Source organism: Gaoshiqia sediminis (assembly GCF_025907915.1).
Classification (GTDB): domain Bacteria; phylum Bacteroidota; class Bacteroidia; order Bacteroidales; family Prolixibacteraceae; genus Gaoshiqia; species Gaoshiqia sediminis.
Map to the genome: position 1 here is coordinate 42,189 of NZ_JAPAAF010000011.1, position 17,300 is coordinate 59,488.

12 protein-coding genes are annotated in these 17,300 nt (G+C 48.9%); 7 read left to right on the forward strand and 5 right to left on the reverse strand.

Annotated features, from left to right (window positions below):
• Window positions 1-11: 11 nt before the first annotated feature.
• Together N2K84_RS09750 and N2K84_RS09755 are read left to right on the forward strand one after the other, a co-directional pair.
• Entirely contained in the window at window positions 12-1,031 is a 1,020-nt protein-coding gene (locus N2K84_RS09750; RefSeq protein ID WP_282591615.1) for an arabinan endo-1,5-alpha-L-arabinosidase, read from the forward strand.
• Between the two features lie 26 nt (window positions 1,032-1,057).
• A complete protein-coding gene (locus N2K84_RS09755) occupies window positions 1,058-2,656 on the forward strand; it encodes an alpha-N-arabinofuranosidase (RefSeq protein WP_282591616.1) in 1,599 nt (532 codons plus the stop codon).
• Between the two features lie 399 nt (window positions 2,657-3,055).
• Here N2K84_RS09755 and N2K84_RS09760 read toward each other — a convergent pair whose 3' ends face one another.
• On the reverse strand, window positions 3,056-4,075 hold the full coding sequence (locus N2K84_RS09760) for a LacI family DNA-binding transcriptional regulator (protein ID WP_282591617.1): 1,020 nt from the start codon (window positions 4,073-4,075) through the stop codon (window positions 3,056-3,058).
• A gap of 189 nt (window positions 4,076-4,264) precedes the next feature.
• Between N2K84_RS09760 and N2K84_RS09765 the strand changes: the two genes are divergently transcribed.
• The 5 genes from N2K84_RS09765 (at window position 4,265) to N2K84_RS09785 (ending at window position 9,218) form a co-directional block, all read left to right on the forward strand.
• Window positions 4,265-4,657 (forward strand): L-rhamnose mutarotase, encoded by a 393-nt coding sequence (locus tag N2K84_RS09765; RefSeq protein WP_282591618.1) that lies wholly within the window; start codon window positions 4,265-4,267, stop codon window positions 4,655-4,657.
• 4 nt (window positions 4,658-4,661) lie between these two features.
• Entirely contained in the window at window positions 4,662-5,702 is a 1,041-nt protein-coding gene (locus N2K84_RS09770; protein ID WP_282591619.1) for an aldo/keto reductase, read from the forward strand.
• Window positions 5,703-5,712: 10 nt separating this feature from the next.
• The gene (locus N2K84_RS09775; RefSeq protein ID WP_282591620.1) at window positions 5,713-6,540 is read left to right on the forward strand and encodes an amidohydrolase family protein; all 828 of its coding nucleotides are present in this window, start codon (window positions 5,713-5,715) and stop codon (window positions 6,538-6,540) included.
• 15 nt (window positions 6,541-6,555) lie between these two features.
• Window positions 6,556-7,572 (forward strand): zinc-binding alcohol dehydrogenase family protein, encoded by a 1,017-nt coding sequence (locus N2K84_RS09780; protein WP_282591621.1) that lies wholly within the window; start codon window positions 6,556-6,558, stop codon window positions 7,570-7,572.
• Window positions 7,573-7,877: 305 nt separating this feature from the next.
• Window positions 7,878-9,218 (forward strand): BNR repeat-containing protein, encoded by a 1,341-nt coding sequence (locus N2K84_RS09785; protein ID WP_282591622.1) that lies wholly within the window; start codon window positions 7,878-7,880, stop codon window positions 9,216-9,218.
• On the opposite strand, the gene N2K84_RS09790 is transcribed toward N2K84_RS09785, so the two are convergent.
• The 4 genes from N2K84_RS09790 to N2K84_RS09805 form a co-directional block, all read right to left on the reverse strand.
• On the reverse strand, window positions 9,215-9,820 hold the full coding sequence (locus tag N2K84_RS09790) for an NAD(P)H-dependent oxidoreductase (protein ID WP_282591623.1): 606 nt from the start codon (window positions 9,818-9,820) through the stop codon (window positions 9,215-9,217). The genes N2K84_RS09785 and N2K84_RS09790 overlap by 4 nt on opposite strands.
• Window positions 9,821-9,961: 141 nt before the next feature.
• Window positions 9,962-12,130 carry a glycoside hydrolase family 43 protein gene (locus N2K84_RS09795; protein WP_282591624.1) on the reverse strand — a complete coding sequence of 723 codons (2,169 nt, stop codon included), beginning with the start codon at window positions 12,128-12,130 and terminating at the stop codon, window positions 9,962-9,964.
• A 21-nt stretch (window positions 12,131-12,151) separates the two neighbouring features.
• Complete coding sequence (locus N2K84_RS09800) at window positions 12,152-14,647, reverse strand: glycoside hydrolase family 2 TIM barrel-domain containing protein (protein WP_282591625.1); 2,496 nt, start codon at window positions 14,645-14,647, stop codon at window positions 12,152-12,154.
• Window positions 14,648-14,700: 53 nt separating this feature from the next.
• Window positions 14,701-17,295 carry an alpha-L-arabinofuranosidase C-terminal domain-containing protein gene (locus tag N2K84_RS09805; protein ID WP_282591626.1) on the reverse strand — a complete coding sequence of 865 codons (2,595 nt, stop codon included), beginning with the start codon at window positions 17,293-17,295 and terminating at the stop codon, window positions 14,701-14,703.
• Window positions 17,296-17,300 lie beyond the last annotated feature (5 nt).

Genomic DNA, 17,300 nt, shown 5'->3' on the forward strand with positions numbered 1-17,300 from the left:
TACGAACAAGCATGCAACGACAAATGAAATCACTAAGACGTTTGGTTTTCGCCCTTCTCGGCTTGGCCATGGGGGGGCAACTTTATGCACAAGCCCCGACCGTTCATGATCCGGTGATGATCCAGCAGAATGATACCTATTACCTGTTTTGCACCGGTTGGGGAATCAGTGTTTGGTCGTCAAAAGACATGAAAGACTGGACCCGCGAAAAACCTGTGTTTTCAGAAGCACCCCAATGGGCTGCCGAATCAGTTAAAGATTTCAAAGGCCACATCTGGGCGCCCGATATTTCCTTTTTCAACGGGAAATATTACCTCTATTATTCGGTTTCGTCCTTCGGGAAAAACACTTCCTGTATCGGACTGGCAACCAATAAAACGCTGGATCCGGCCGATCCTGAATTTGAATGGGTCGATCACGGAAAAGTGATCCAGTCGTTCCCGGGTAAAACCAACTGGAATGCTATCGATCCCAATTTAATTGTGGCAGATGACGGTACTCCTTACCTCTCCTGGGGTTCGTTTTGGGACGGCTTGAAACTGGTGAAAATGAACGCAGATGCAACTGCCCCGGCCGAAGATATGGACATGGTTCCAACCATTGCCTCGCGCAAAAAATCGCCTGATGAACCGAATCCGCCTTCTGTTGACAACAATCCGGTTGATGCGGGTGGAAATGCCATTGAAGCGCCGTTCATCTTTAAAAAGGGAAAGTATTACTACCTGTTCGCGTCTATCGATTATTGCTGCAAAGGAGTGAACAGCACCTATAAGATGATTGTCGGCCGCTCAGGATCGATTCCCGGCCCCTACCTTGATAAAGAAGGAAAAAACATGGCAACGGGAGGAGGCAGCATTTTGCTGCAAGGCGATAAGAATTGGTACGGTGTGGGACACAATTCAACCTACACGTTTAACGGAAAAGATTACCTGATTTTTCATGGTTACGACGCGAATGACGAAGGACGGCCAAAACTTATCATCAAAGAATTACAATGGGATGCCGACGGTTGGCCTGTTGTTCAAAACTGAATCAGAAATAACTAAAATATACGAATATGAAACTTAAAATAAGACAATTACGGAATCTGGTCATCGCAGGCCTGCTGTTTTCGGGCTCTCTGTTTGCACAGGAAAACGCCAGGATTAAAATTGACATTGACCGCCAAATCGGCGAGATCAACAACAACATTTACGGCAACTTCGTGGAGCACCTTGGCCGCTGTGTGTATGGCGGTATTTACGATCCCGAATCTCCGCATTCTGATGAAAATGGAATCCGCACCGATGTACTGGAAGCCGCCAAAGGGCTGAACATTCCGCTAACGCGTTATCCGGGTGGAAACTTTGTTTCAAACTACCACTGGAAAGACGGTGTCGGCCCCAAAGAGGAACGCCCTGCTCGGATGGAATTGGCTTGGGCACGCCTGGAAACCAACCAGTTTGGGACCAACGAGTTTATCGACTACGCCCGGCAATTGGGTACGGAACCGTATTTCGCTGTAAACCTGGGGACAGGAACCATAAAAGAAGCCCAGGAATGGGTTGAATACTGCAACGTGAAAGAAGGCCCGTATTATGCCGAACTCCGCAAAAAGCACGGTTATCCCGAACCGCATAACATCAAATACTGGAGTTTGGGAAATGAGATGGACGGATTCTGGCAGATGGGACACCTGAATGCTGAAGATTACAGCAAAAAAGCCCGCGAAGCCGCCAAGCTGATGCGATTGACCGATCCGAACATCAAACTGATTGCTGCCGGTGCTTCCAACTTCAGGCCAAATAACGACCCGCACGAATGGAATGCCACGGTGCTGGCCGAATTACGCGACGTGGTGGATTACATCGCCCTGCACATGTATGTGGGGAACCACGAGGATAATTACTATAATTTTGTATCCTCGCCCTTGGTGTTGGAAGAACGTACACAGGTGGTAAAGGGAATGATACAGCGTGAAATGGAAAAAGCCGACCGAGGCGACCGCGAACCGATTTACATTGCCTGGGACGAGTACAACATTTGGTACCGTTGGCGCCAGGATGAAACTATGACTGGCGAACGCGCCCTGGAAGAACGCTATAACCTCGAAGATGCGTTGGTTATCGCAGGGTTTCTGAATGCCTTCATCCGCAATGCCGACATTGTAAAAATGGCCAACATGGCACAGCTGGTAAATGTTATCGCACCTATTTTTGCTGAAAAAGACGGCATGTTCAAGCAAACTATTTACTATCCGCTTCAGCTTTTTGCCAACAATATGTTCGGAACTGCGCTCGATGTATATGTGGATTGCGATACCTATGACACCGATGAATTCTACCTCGGACTGGCTGAACAAGCCACACAACAAAATGATGTGCCTTATCTTGATGTTGCAGTATCATACAACGATGACGAAGTTGTTATTGCCGTAATTAACCGCCACAAAGACAAAGCCATTGCAACCGATATTATTTCGCAGGAAGGACTTTTTGATGGCGAGTTTGAGGTTTACGAAGTGAATGGTCCGGATATCAAAGCAGAAAACGACTTCGATAAAACGACGGTTGAAACCGTTCAGAAAGAAGCTGTAAAAACAAAAAAAGCAGAACAATTTACCTATCAATTTCCACCGCACTCTTTTACCATGCTAAAGGGTAAGATAGTTCGCTAGATATTTAGGCGTCAATGGAATGAGTAAATGTATTATTTACCTGCTGGAATAGCTTGGTTTTCAAAGCTTGCTGGCCGTGGGAACATTTCAACCAACGGCTGGCAAGCCCTGGAAGCCCCGGAAATCAATAATCACACCGGGTGGTTGGAATTTCGCATTGTTGCGTGTTTCAGGAAACCGGGTTGAAATAATGGTATTATGTCTCTCAGCGAAAATTGCTCGGGAGTGTGCCCGGAATAAATGCATCAAATGTCCTTCTGGTGGGCCACGTTCGCGAAATACAGTGGACAGAAGATGGTTGGCCCGTTGTAATCATCGGGTTGGGTAGGGAACAGTAGCAGGATACTCAGCGCTTGGGCGCAGACTGGTGCTCCGAGGCCGGTAATTTATCCTGTTGGTTCAGTCAGAATGCTTGGCCGATGATTCCCTGACTACCAGTTTTGTTTGAAGGATGATGGTTTCGGGTGGAGCGTTCTTTTCGATTTTGTCAAAGAAAAGTTCGGCGGCTTTCCGGCCCATTTCAAAGGTTGGATGGGTGATGGAGGTCAATTGAGGTTCGACAACGGTCGCATGAAATTCATCGGTAAAACCCACCAAGCCCATGTCGCGGGGAATCCTAAGTCCGTGCTCTTTTATTTCCTTCATCACGGCAAAAGCCACCGTGTCATTGATGCCAAAAACCGCGTCGGGTGGATTCGGCAGTTTCAGCAGGCGGCTCATTGCCTGTCTGGCCGAATCGTGGCTTAGGTTGCATCGTTCAATCAAATCAGGGTCAACAGGAAGGTTGCAGGCCTCTAACCCGGCCTTGTAACCAGCCAGGCGTTCGCGTGAAATGTTGAGTTGTTCCGGCCCGGAGATAAATGCGATTCGGCGGTAACCTTGTTCGTAAAAATGGCGGGTAATTTTACCGGCAGCCTCCGCATTGTCGGCTGTTACTGTTGGTATCTGACCCTGCAAGCATACACGGTCGAAAAAAACAAGCGGGATTCCTTGCTCCAATAGATTCTCAAAATGACCGGTGTCAGTGGTTTCCTGGCTCAGGCAAATCAGCAATCCTTCCACCCGGGCTTTTCGTAAATTTTCAATCGATTCCTTTTCTTTTTCCGCCGATTCATTTGAGCTGGCTATTAAAATGAAGTAGCCTTTTTCTTTTGCCAGGCTTTCGATCCCCGAAATGATGGATGCGTAGAAATGGGTCACCAGGTCGGGGACAATTACGCCAATCATCCGCGTTTCCTGTTTCAGCAAACCCATGGCCAGCGGGTTCGGACTGTATTTCCGGAGATTGGCCAACTGTTTTACCTTTTCACGCATCTCCGGGCTGATGTCCGGGTGGTTTCTCAGGGCGCGCGAAACGGTGGAAATGGAAACGTTCAGTTCCCTGGCCAAATCTTTTAAGGAGGTGTGTCTGTTGCCCATAATTCAAAACTCGCTCAGCAAAGATAGCTTTTCTGTCTGTTGGAATGAACGGTCCGGGTTGCGGCTCTGTGTTTAAAAACATTTTTTCCGTTCCGCAAAGCTTTGCGCAAAGCTTTGCGGCTATAGCAAGTGCAAAAGGACTTGTATGGTGAGTTGGTTTAACTGATTTTTGTGAAAAACAGTAATGAAATGAAATTTAAACGGTATTGCAAAACCTTGTTGCTGGAAAACGATCCGAAGCTGATCGAAGCCTATAAACACGTGCATTCACCTGGAAATACCTGGCCTGAAATATCCCGGGGAATGAAAGACGTTGGCATTCTGGACATGGAAATCTACATTCACGAAAACCGGTTGTTCATGATCATGGATACAGTGGCGGATTTTGATCACGACCGCGCGATGGCCGAATTGGCCGGAAAACCCCGGCAGGCTGAGTGGGAAGCTTTTGTCTCGCGTTTTCAGGTAACCAGCCGGGAGGCTACGGCCAATGAAAAGTGGCAATTGATGGAGCGGATTTATGAACTCGACCAGCAGCTGGCTTTTACTGCCATCGAAGGTCAGCAAAAGGAGCTAAAGTAATAGTATGAAAGCAAGATATCTAGGAAAAACAGGCATGGCCTGTCCGCCGATTATTTACGGAACGAGTTTTTTGGGAAACCTTTACCGCGAGTTGACGGAGGCCGAGAAACTGGCTCTGATGCAGGAATGGTTCAAGGTGGCCGACGGACCTGTGATGATTGACACGGCCGGAAAATACGGCGCCGGCCTGGCGCTCGAAGTGATCGGCCGTGGCCTGGAACAGCTGGGCATTGCGCCGGAACAAATCAGCATCAGCAATAAACTGGGCTGGTACCGTGTTCCGCTGGAAACCGATGAGCCAACCTTCGAGCCGGGCGCCTGGGCTAATCTGAAGTACGACGCCGTGCAAAAAATAAGCTGCCAGGGAATCCTGGATTGTTGGGAGCAAGGCTGCCGTTTGCTGGGAAACAAATACAAAGCCGAATTGGTATCGGTACACGATCCGGATGAATATCTGATGGCGGCAACAGATAGCCGGGACCGGGAAAAACGGTTGACTGATGTGTTAGGCGCCTATCGCGCGTTGTTCGAACTGAAAGAAAAAGGAGAAGTTAAAGCGGTTGGCGTTGGTTCCAAAGACTGGTTGGTAATCAAGGAGCTGTACCAACAGGTAAAATTTGACTGGGTAATGTTTGCCAATAAATTTACAATTTACCACCACCCAAAAGAGATTGTTGACTTTCTGGAACAATTGCAGGCCGATGGGGTAGGGATTATCAACTCGGCAATTTTTAATGCGGGCTTTTTAACCGGTGGCGACTATTTCGATTACCGCATTGTCAATCCGGATGATCCCGCTGACGAACCGTTGTTTGCCTGGCGCGAAAAGTTTTTTGCCATCTGCGAAAAGTACCGGATTGCCCCGGGTGATGCCTGCCTGAAGTTTGCCCTTTCGGCGCCGCAAATTGCTGCGGTGGCGCTCAACCCCAGCAAGCCGCACCGGATGGCGCACAACAAGGCTGTCCTCGACGAAGAGTTCCCCGAAGATTTCTGGCACGAGCTTAAGCGGGAAGGTATCATTGATCAAAGTTATCCGTACCTGTAATTGTATTGTCATGATAATCGATTCACATCATCATTTTTGGAACTATAATCCGGTTGAATTTGACTGGATTGATGAGGAAATGGCGGCTATCCGAAAAAGCTTTTTGCCAGGTGATTTGAAGCAAACGCTTGATGGCAATGGCGTGGACGGCGTTGTTTCGGTGCATGCGCGGCAATGTTTAGAAGAAACCGGTTGGCTGCTGCGTTTGGCTGCTGAAAACGACTTTATGAGGGGCGTGGTTGGCTGGTTGCCCCTGGCCGATAAGACTATCAATGAATTACTTCGTCACTATGCCGCCAATCCCTGGTTAAAAGGCATCCGCCATGTGGTGCAGGGCGAGCCGGACCCCGAATTTATTCTTGGGAAGGACTTTAACCGGGGAATTTCGCTTTTGAAAAATTACGGGCTGGTTTACGATATCCTGATTTTTGAACACCAGCTGCCCAATACCATCCGCTTTGTCGACCAGCACCCGGAGCAGCAGTTTGTGCTCGACCATATCGCCAAGCCAAAAATCAAGGCCAATGAAATAACGGCTTGGGCAAAAAAACTGAAAGAACTGGCGAAACGTGGGAATGTGAGCTGTAAAATCAGCGGCATGGTCACCGAAGCTGATTACAAAAACTGGACGGCAGAACAACTTCAGCCCTACTTCGATGTTGTGTTGGAAGCCTTTGGCCCTTCCCGTTTGTTGTATGGTTCCGACTGGCCGGTATGCCTGGTGGCAACCCCGTACGCCGATTGGCTGAAGCTGGTGAAAAAGGTTTTATCTGCTTTAAGTGAGGCGGAACAAAAACAGATTTTTTATGAAAATGCCGTAAGGATTTATCAACTCTAATATGTCAAGTTAATTATGAAAGCAATAGAAATAACAAAACCGGGCGTGATGCAGGTGGTTGAACGTGAGATGCCACGTCTCGGGAAGGATGATGTTCTGTTAAAAATAAAATACGTTGGGTTTTGCGGTTCCGACCTGAGCACCTTTCTGGGGAAAAATCCGATGGTACAATATCCGCGCATTCCCGGTCACGAGATTTCGGCCGTGATTGAAGCAGTGGGAGAGAACGTCCCGGCTGATTTTCAGGTTGGGCTGGGGGCGACGGTAGTTCCTTATACTAACTGTGGCCATTGCACATCGTGCCGGAAGAAACGGTTTAATGCCTGCCGCTATAATCAAACATTGGGGGTTCAGCGCGATGGCGCCATGACCGAATACCTGGCGGTGCCCTGGCAAAAAATTCTGGTTGATGTGGCCTTGACGGATGTGCAACTGGCCTTGGTGGAGCCGCTGACAGTCGGTTTTCATGCCATCGACAATGCGCAGGTTACCGATTTGGATACGGTGGTGGTATTTGGGTGCGGCATGATTGGCAGTGGCGCCATTGTCCGGGCCCATTTACGCGGAGCCACTGTGATTGCTGTTGATATTGACGATTCGAAACTGGAAACGGCCAAAAAGTTGGGAGCCACTCACCTGATTAATTCGAAGGTGCAAAATTTGCATGAAGAGCTGGAGAAACTGACCCACGGAAACGGGCCTTCTGTTGTGATTGAAGCCGCCGGAAACCCGATTACCTACCGGGCAGCCATTGAAGAAGTGGCCTTTGCGGGCAAGGTGGTTTGTATTGGTTATGCGGCAGCCGAGATTGCTTTCCCCACCAAACTATGGGTACAAAAAGAGATGGAAATTATGGGCTCGCGAAATGCCAACCCCACCGATTTTGAAGCGGTTATCAAATACCTGAAAAATGCCGGATTGGATGAAACGCTGTTGATTTCGAATATTGTTTCGGTGGATGAAGCTGCCGGGGCAATGCAGAAATGGTCGGAAGACCCCGGTAAGATCTTAAAGATCCTGGTGCGCTTTTAAGAGCTGCCTAACTTCAAATTACATTAATCGTATTGCACTCCGCAAATGCCGGAGAGTCGGAATAATAGAAAAACGCCCCGCGAGAGAATCGGGGCGTTTTTTGTTTTTAAGTGATGAGGTTTCAATATAGTGAAGTCAATCCGGATCAAAACACCTTGGTCGTGAGCAAAAGCTAACGCATTTTACGGATGTTCATTCGAATAAAGATGTATTTTTACCCATTGTTTAGCGAAATGTACGTTTTTAACTAATAGCAGAATGTTAGGGAAACATCGATTTCCTTCTGCGAAAACCTTGAATGCCCTATGACCAAAGTGATCCGGCTTTTTACAATGATTTTTTTACTGGCAGGTTTGTCCTGCACATCCGAAAAGAAAGCAGAAACAGAAATCAACGCAAACCTGGTCCCGATAGGTAAAGGTTGGTCGCAAACCAGCGTAAATGCTACTATCTTTCGGAAGAATTCGGTGGTTTCATCTGCCAATTACCAGTTTGTGGCCTATTACGACAGTACTGCCCACGTGGTGCTGGCCCGCCGCAAGCACGGAAGTTCTGAGTGGGAACTTCACCAAACCCAATATACCGGGAATGTGCATGATGCCCATAATGTGATCAGCCTGATGGTGGATGGCGACGGCTACCTGCACCTGAGCTGGGACCACCACAACAACCCGCTGAACTATTGCCGGAGCGTGGAGCCAGAAGAACTGGAAATGGGTGAACGATTGAGTATGACCGGGGAAAACGAAGATGTGGTGTCGTACCCCGAATTTTACGCGTTGAATGGCGGCGACCTGCTTTTTGTCTATCGTGATGGCGGTTCGGGAAATGGCAACCTGGTATTGAACAAATATGACCTGAAAATGCAATGCTGGTCACGGTTACAAACCAACCTGATTGACGGCGAAGGCCAGCGAAATGCTTACTGGCAATTGTTTGTCGATCATTTGGGGCACATACATGTGTCGTGGGTGTGGCGCGAAACGCCCGATGTCCGCTCCAATCATGATATGTGTTATGCTGTTTCGAGAGACGGCGGTTTGAGCTGGCAAAAATCGACCGGCGAAATGTACCAACTTCCCATCACCGAAGCCACTGCCGAGGTGGTGAAAGTTATCGCGCAGGGCAGCAATCTGATCAACCAGACCTCTATGACGACGGATCGGGAGGGCAATCCGTACATCGCCACGTATTACCAGGCCGAAGGCGACAGTTGTACCCAATTCCACGTCATTTACAAACAAAACAGATCGTGGAAATCATCGTCTGCCTCGAATCGTACGCTTAATTTTGAGCTGGGTGGCATGGGTTCGCGAAGCATTCCCATTAGCCGTCCGCAGTTGATGGTCATGCCCAATGGAGGCGAACAGCAATTGGTACTGATTTACCGCGATGAAGAAGTGGACAACCACGTCATCCTGGCTTCAACAATAATCTCCGGATCATTCAACTGGAACTCGCAAATAATCAGCCCCTACCCGGTTGACCGATGGGAACCGTCGTACGATAGCGAGCTGCTGAGACGCGAAGGAAAGCTACACCTGTATTTTCAGCAAGTAGGACAGGGACAAGAAGAAACCAGTGTGGCGCTAGAACCTCAAATGGTGAATATCCTGGAGGTAGCACTGAAGAGTGCCTCCCGTTAATCAACCGAAAAAACCACCTGATCGCGATCCAGGCGTGATTTGGGTTTGATAACTGGCTGATTGGAGTCGCCGGTATCGCGGTAGCCAAGGGCGACAGCAAACAAGGTGCGATACCCATCCAATTTCAGCAAGTTATTGTAGGCGGGTTTATCAATGCCTTCCATCGGGGTTGAGTCTATTCCCATATGAGCGCAGGCGCTTAAAAAGAAACCCAGTGACAAATATACTTGATGGGCCATCCAGTTTTTAATCTGATCTTCCGGTCCCGGCTTGATGTTCTTGTTATAATACGCAATCGCACCTTCCGGCAAATTTTTGGCTATCTGCTTTTCAAAGACAGCCACATCGTCGATCACACTAAACACCACAATATGGCTGGCATCTTTCACCTTTTCCTCGTTGTGAAAAGAATATTCCGCTAATTCGTTTTTCAATGTTGGGTTGGCAATAAAGGTGAAACGCCAGGGCTGGCTATTGATGGAAGACGGACTTAGCCATAACACTTCCTTCAGCTCTTCCACTAATTCCTCGGAAATTCTCTTTGTCGAATCGTATTTTTTGGTTGTGTACCGATTCACTGCCAGTGTTTTAAAGTTTTTCATTTCTGATTTTGTTTTCGTTTCCTTAAAGCTAAAAAAGAAAGCCCGGCACACGGCCGGGCCACTCGCTTCCACAAGTTATTCAAGATTATTTTTAATATTATATCAATCTGCACAGATCTATTCTAACACATTTTTTCTTCTTTAGTTCACCGGCTCTATTCCTTTTATTGTGGGTTTTACCTCAATGATGCCGCCATTTTCATCAAACTCCAGCTTATCGATGCACACTTCGCGGTGAAAACCTCCGGCGCGGCCCATGTCAATGCCTTTGGGTCGGGTAAATCGGTGATACACCAAATACCATTCATCTTTGCCGGGAACCTGAATAGCCGAATTGTGGCCGGTGGCAAAGATCTCCTGCGCAGCGTCCTGCCTGATGACAATGTTGTTTTCGGGGATGGTTAGTGTTCCCAGCGGCGAGTCGGAAGTAGCATAGCGAACTTTGTAGTTGGGGCTGCGGGTATCGTCTTCCGACCACATGAAATAGTAAGTGCCGTTACGATAAATCACGTAGGTTCCTTCGCGGTAGGTGTTGTCGATGTTCATCAGTTTTAGTGTATTTTTTTTGATCGACAGCATGTCCTCACTCAGTTCGGCGGCGGCCATGTAGCCATTGCCCCAGTAGAGGTAGCTTTTTCCACTTTCGGGATCGGTAAACACGTCGGCATCAATTTCCTGCCCTCCGGTGATGCCTTCGGGCTTGTAATCGATTAGCGGTTGACCGCTATCCACAAACGGCCCGGTTGGGTCATCGGCCACAGCCAGCCCTATTTTTTGTGCTGCCGTGAAATAGTAGAAATACTTGTACTCGCCATCGATCTTCTTTTCGATAATACAAGGCGCCCAGGCATTTCGGTCGGTCCAGCTCACATCAGTTTTCAAATCCAGAATCACGCCTTCATCGGTCCAGTCGACCAAATTATCCGAAGAAAACACCTTGAAGTAAGTTCCGCTCCAGTTCATAAAACCGTCGCTGGTTGGGTAGATGTAGTACTTGCCGGTCTTTTTGGAATACAAAATATCAGGGTCAGCATAGTAGCCTTCCAACACCGGATTATGGTCCATAGCAGCCGAAACCTGGTAAATCACTTCGCCTTTGCCGTCGATACTGAAGATGTACTCAACTGCCCCGCCGGAGAAATCCTGCGCTCCTTTGGGATGAAAATCAATGCCCGGCCAGGCGCTGAATTCCGGATCGAAGGCCGATAAATCAGTTCCTCGTTTAAGGGGTAATTCAATCGTCCTTTCATTTCCATTGATCACGACATTTTGCTTTTTCAGCGAAGCGGATTGAGCCTCAATCAGCAGATCATCAAACTGTCCCCACTGGCGAATCAGCTGCTTCAGTTCCTTGCCGGTAATGGGCAGCACGGTTCCGTGGCGCGGATGAAAATTCATCGAGATCGATTCATCAATCACCGAGAAGTTTTGCAGATCGCTGCTTTTGGTAAACTGGTAGCGTCCGCTGGTGTACACGTCGTACATCAAAATATACTCGTCGGAACCGATCAATTTAAAAATGCCGCTACCTTCCACCGGACGATCTTCACAATCTACCCGTTCGTCGCTCACCAATTCATATCCTTCGGTTAGTTGATCTGAAAGCGCTAGCTTAATGCCTGGTTCACCATCTTCCGATTTCATGAACAGGTGGTAGGTTCCATCCTTCAAAATAATGTCGCCATCGATGGCCGCATTGTCTGTGGGACTATAAAACAGTTGTTGGGGCGCGGCTTCCAGTCCCGTAAAATCTTCGTTGGCAAAGGCATAATAAATAATGTCGGGCTCGTCTCCCTGCTTCATCGAAAAGTAAATCATATACTTCCCGGTGGTTTCATCATAAAAAGTCTGCGGCGCCCAAACCCGCCAAACATCGCCAAACTCTTCGGGAAAGGTTTCGGGAATATTCACTTTCGACGATTCCCAGTTGATCAGGTCTTTTGATTTCAGCAACACCATGGCGTAGTTTTTCCATCCCATATCGGGCACGTATAAATCGGTGACCACCATGTAGAACCAGCCGTCGGCGCCACGCAAAATATGGGGATCGCGCACACCGCCCGAGGTGCTGATTTCCTTTGAATCCAGAATGGGCTTATTGTTGTTCAGCGCACGATAGTTATAGCCATCCAGACTCACCGCAAAGTGGATGGCCTCCTCGCCCGGGCCATTGCCGGTAAAATAGGTAAAGAGGTAGGCGGAAAGTTCATCGTCCGGTTGAGATTGGTTGCATGAGCCAAACAGGGCAAGTACAGCAAACAGCAAGTTGGCCATACGAATGGGTTTTTTTATTCTATTCTTGAAGGTCATCGAATTTGAATTTTAAGGTTTTTATTGAACGATCAATTTTGTTTCGGCAGGCTTTAGCCAGTTAGCCGAAAATCTCAGCATGACTTCACCCGGCTTATCACCCACCTGAATGTAAGCGATCATCCGGCCATGAAAAACACGGTGTTTGTTGTCGGTGTAATCAGATATGTCTGAATTGTTGCTGGCTTCCAGACCAAGTAAGCGGGCATCGCCATGAATCTGGCAGGTCACTTCTTCATCCGACAGCATCACGGGGATTCCTGCTTCATCCACCACCTGAATAGCTATTTGAGCGACTCCGCCCGGCGTAATCGCTTCTTGGCCTTCAATCACCTCAATGGCGTATGGCCGTCCCGATGATTGTAGGGCGCAATCGCTGACCTGCTTTCCGCTGGCATCCATCCCAACCACTTCAAGCTTACCCGAAGCATAAGGAATATCCCAAAAAATGATCCCGGTCTCTTCGTTGTAGGGCTGGGGTTCGCCAACCAGATCGCCATTTAATAGCAGTTTAGCCGAAGCCGAATTCGTGTAACAAACCACCCGGATCAATTGGCCTTCATCGTAATTCCAGATGGACCAGGCATCCATCGAAGGCACTTTCTCTTCGCGGGCTTCACCGGCATTTTCAGCCTCCAGTTGCGACCAAACGTCTTTCAGCTGGCTTTGGCTGCCGCGGCCAGGCGTGGGATAAGTTCCCAAATAGGCCATCGGCTTTTCCGACCATAACGATTGCCGGAAGTACCCCCGGGGTTTGATAAAGCCGCCAAAATCGAGCAAGCCCGAGTAGAAGCCGCGCGACGGCCAGCGACCGGATTCTCCCAAATAGTCAATCCCCGTCCACAGAAATTGGCCAAAAATATAATCGCGTGAGGTGACGGCTTTCCAGGCTCCCATATCGTGCCGGTTTTCGCTTCCAAAAATCACGCGGTCGGGATATTTGGAATGATCACGGTCATACAGACTTTCCGTATAGTTGTAGCCAGTGATATCCAAAGCAAAGGGGTAGGCCGTTTGGTTCGACATGGCAACACCGGCCAGTCCGGCGGTTGTTGGCCTGGACTGATCGTATTGTTTCACCACTTTCACCAGCCGTTTGGCAATGTCACCCAATCGCATGGCGTCGGGCGCATCATCCTTGTAGCCGCCAAAAATAGGCTGGGTAAATCCGGTTTCGCCGCCGCCATCCAGCACCGGATGCGAATACGGATCGTTCGGATAATCCACTTCGTTGCCAATACTCCAGGCAAAAATAGACGGGTGGTTGCGATCGCGCCTCACCATATCGGCTAAATCCTGCTCACCCCACTCCTCAATGAAATCGAAGGAGCCCTGAAAGCCCGGCATTCCGACATTCCATCCCTGAAGCCATTTGCGTTTGGGAAATTCCCATTCGTCAAAGGCCTCATTCATTACCAGCAAGCCAAGCTCGTCGCACAGCTCGTACAAATCCGTGGCCTGCGGGTTGTGGCTGGTACGAATGGCATTCACGCCTATTTCCTTTAAAGTAAGCAAGCGGCGCTTCCACACTTCGCGGGGTACGGCAGAACCGAGTACACCGGCATCGTGGTGCAGACAAACGCCTTTGATCTTCATCCATTCGTCGTTCAAGGCAAACCCTTTATTGGGATCGAAAGTGAAATGACGGAAGCCGGTTTGAGTACTTGTTTCATCAATTTTTTGACCATCGCGATAAACAGTTGTTTTCAATGTATATAAGGCCGGATGATCGAGTGACCAAAGCTCAGGTTTGGCAACTTTTAGTTCGGATTGAATTTTTCCGGATTGATTTCCATCGACCGTCAGCTTTTCAGAGGATTTACCCACCAACTTTTGATCAGGCGAAAACAATTCATTTTGAATGCTTAAAACTGAAGACTCGCTGGTGCCATTTTCCACCTCCACCTCAACATTCAGTTGATAACCTTTTTTCTGCTTTTCGGGCCAGGCATAAACGCCCCACTGCGCCAAATGAACCGGGTTCGCATATACCGCCCACACATCGCGATAAATTCCCGAGCCTGTGTACCAGCGCGAATCGGCCGATTGGCTGTGATCCACCCGAACGGCAATCAGGTTTTCTTCGCCGTAGTTGATATGAGGCGTGGCATCGTACATGAAGGAGATGTAGCCGTTGGGCCGCTTTCCCAGCGAAACCCCATTCACGAACACCTCACTTCGGTTGTACACCCCTTCGAAATACAGGTATACGTTTTCGCCTTCGCGTTCATTGGGTACAAATAGTTTCTTCCGGTACCAACCAATTCCTCCGGGCAAATAGCCTGTAGCACTGGCCAGAGTGGGGCTCAATTGCTGCCGGACACTCCAGTCGTGGGGCAAATGAACAGTCTGCCAACGCCGGTCATTTAAATCCGCCTGCTCTGCATTTTCAACATCCTGCAGAACAAATTTCCAATTCGCGTTGATCTTTTCAGCTTGTCCGAATCCCCCCTGTGCCAATAGGGAACTCACGCCAACAAAACTGACCAATAGCAAGCAAATCAATTTTTGTTTCATCGTATTGAGTATTAATAGTAGTCGTCGTTAATCTTCTGAATTTGATTCAGTTTCTATTCCTTCGGCTTCATGCGGATTACTGAAAATGAATAGGCCGGTACTTCGAATTCAAATTCCGGGGCAACCAAAATCGTACGGTTCTCTGGCCGGGCACTTTCATCTGTTGGTTCACCTTGAAGCAAGGTCAAAACCCCCTCGCCTTCCGCTACCGGAAGGTCAGCCAGCTTAATCTTGGCGTCTACCGAAACCGGTAGCAGGTTGGCCAGTTTCAAGATATAATCGCCGGTTTTGCTATCGCGAACCAAGGAGGAAGCCACGCGCTTTTTCACATCCTTTTTGTTATCTGAAAGATTGATCTGCGAAGCGATGTATTCGTCGCCTGCGTTTTGTCCAAACAGTACCTGCACATAGTAATCTGTTGTGGGGAACACTTCCGTATTGTTGAAATAGATCAGGTCGGGATTCCATTGCGTATGTCCGTGTTTCGCCAGCAAGGGCGCGTACGAAGTCATGCTCACCACGTCGGCATTGCGCTCCACATTAATCAGGTGCAGGGCATCGCAGAGAGCCGTTTCCATGTTCAACTTGCGCCCCGGTATGTGCGTGGCATACTCACCCAAATAGACTTTGGATTTCGAGCGGTCGTATCGGTCGTAGTAATCCTGGTTGTTCAGATACCAGCCCGGTGGTTGGTAGTAGTGCTCGTCCACCATCGGCACGTTCAGTTCCGTCGCAAAATCCCAGCCCACGCGGTAGTCTGTTCCTTCCGAGAACGGCCCCACCGTGCCAATCACGCTAATCTCTGGATGCTTTTCCCGGACGGCCTTAAAAATCATCTCGAAACGTTCCTTGAAAATATCGGTGATCAAGTCTTCATTGCCAATGCCAATGTATTTTAGATTGAAGGGCTCGGGATGTCCGGCCTGCGCACGCAGTTTTCCCCATTCCGAATTTTTGTCGCCGTTGGCCCATTCAATCAGATCGAGCACATCCTGCACATAATCATCCATGTCGCACATCGGGATGCCGCCCTGCTGCCCATGCCCGCCGCAAGACGAATTTTGGCAGGGAACGCCGGCAGCAATTACCGGCAACGGCTCGGCGCCAATGTCCTCACAAAACTGAAAGTACTCAAAATACCCCAGCCCCATCGACTGGTGATAATTCCAGATGTTGCGGTCGGGCTTGCGTGTTTCGAGTGGACCAATCGTATTTTTCCAGCGGTAAATGTTGTCCAAGCCATCGCCGTGAGCCACGCATCCTCCGGGAAAGCGCACAAAACGTGGGTGTAGCTCGGCAATGGCTTCGGCCAGGTCAGTGCACAAGCCATTTTTGCGGTTGTTGAAAGTTTTCTGCGGAAAGAGCGACACCAGATCCAGCGCCACTTTGCCGGTAAATTGTGGGATCACCTGTAATCGGGCATCTTCAATTGCCTCTTTGGCGGTGAGCGTCAGTTCCAGCTTTTTCCAGTCGGCGCCAACAGACTTGGTGCTTCCTTCGGCATAAACCTTTCCGCTTTCATCGACTAACCGAACGAGCAGTTTGCCTTTGGTACCATCGAGCCCGCGGGCAAAGACCGCGAAATTATATTGGTCGCCTTTTTTCAGAGCGATGCCGTCAAAACCTTCATTCTCCAAAGCTTCGCCCACTTGAGAGATCGTCAGTAGGGCATAATGCTTTTGGTTGGGGTGAACCGGTGAGATGGTATCCATGACAAAACCGGTTTCGGCGCCGGTGAAGTTCCACGCTTTTTTGCTATCCCAGCTTTTGTCGCGGCCCTTGGTATCGGAAAGCTTGTATTCGAAGCCCCGGTTTTGAACCAGTTCGGCATACAAACCGCCATCGGCCGCATAGTTAATGTCTTCAAAGAAAATACCGATGAGCATATTGCTGATGGCTTTGCTGTTTTCCGGGATCGCGGTAATCTCAGCGGTCAGTGGCTCCAAATCCGCAAAACGGCTTGCGTCATCGGTGAGTCGTTCGCTCCGTAGAATTTCTTTGTATTGATTGAGTTCATAAAATTTGATTAAGCCATCGATCAGCTTCCACGAAACTTTCGAAACCGTTCCCAGCTGCTTTTCACCGTCAATCAAAACTTCTTCTCGGCTGTTCAGGCGGTCGCCTGTCGTCCCCTCAGTGGTAGGTGTGTAGTTTTTAAAGTCGGTGGTGGTTGTCTTATAAATTTTCTTTTCATCTTCAAACTCACTCAGCCAGGTAATCATGTAGTTATTCTCATTGGGTTGAAACGAAACTTCTGGCAACAGTACATTATCTTCGTCCATCACATACGGATAATCCTGCGAATCCCAGGTGTACAGATCCGCGGTTTGGGCATGGGCGAATTGCCCCACTTCTTCATTCAGGCTCCAGATAGCATGCCACTCGCCCTGCTGGTCCTGAAACACAACAGGCGTGAGCATCCGCTTTTGAGCGCCCCAGGTTCCAAAATCGGAAAACAGAAAGCGGAATTCGGGCCCGATACCCTGCCAGTTTTCCCGGTCAATACTCCAGGCGTAGTGGAGGCCATTGCCCCCACGGTTCTTGGTGGTGGCGTAGGAAAACACCCATGCCGAGTCGGGTTCGTTGGCCAAGCTTGGTTGCAGCATGGTCGCTGCAATCAACATCAGAAATAAATAGATTTTCTTCATGCTAT